Genomic DNA, 435 nt, shown 5'->3' with positions numbered 1-435 from the left:
CCATCGAACAAGACCCGCAGGACACCCCCTAGTAGACCGTCGCGTCTAATCTTTGGGGTAGAGGTGGCGGAGTTTGATGCGTGCGTCGTCGGTGGTGAACTGCCATGGGACTTGGCGTTGCTCGGTGTTGATGGCGTGTTGCCATGCGGCGAGTTCGGTGTTGAGGGTGTCGAGGTCGCTGATGCGGCGGTCGAGGCATTGCCGGGCCAGCGCGGACAACTCGATCTCGGCGATGTTGAGCCAGGACCCGTGTTTGGGGGTGTGATGGATCTCGAGTCGCTGAGCGAGGGCGAATGCCTCGCCGGGCGCGAAGGCGTCGTAGAGCGAGGCGATGCCGTGGGTGTTGAGGTTGTCCATGACCAGGACCACGGTCTGGGCGTCGGGGTAGTCGACGGTCAGGAGTTGTTTGACCTGCCCGGCCCAGTCGATTCTGGT

General features: G+C 63.0%; 1 protein-coding gene. It reads right to left on the bottom strand.

Annotated elements, in window-relative coordinates:
* Window positions 1-45: 45 nt before the first annotated feature.
* The coding region (locus F0L68_RS40130; protein WP_223199570.1) for a transposase at window positions 46-435 on the bottom strand (390 nt) is incomplete at its 5' end.

It is taken from the genome of Solihabitans fulvus (assembly GCF_008386585.1).
GTDB lineage: Bacteria > Actinomycetota > Actinomycetes > Mycobacteriales > Pseudonocardiaceae > Solihabitans > Solihabitans fulvus.
The sequence above is the reverse complement of the archived record's forward strand: the minus strand, read 5'-3'. Positions and strand labels throughout refer to the sequence as shown.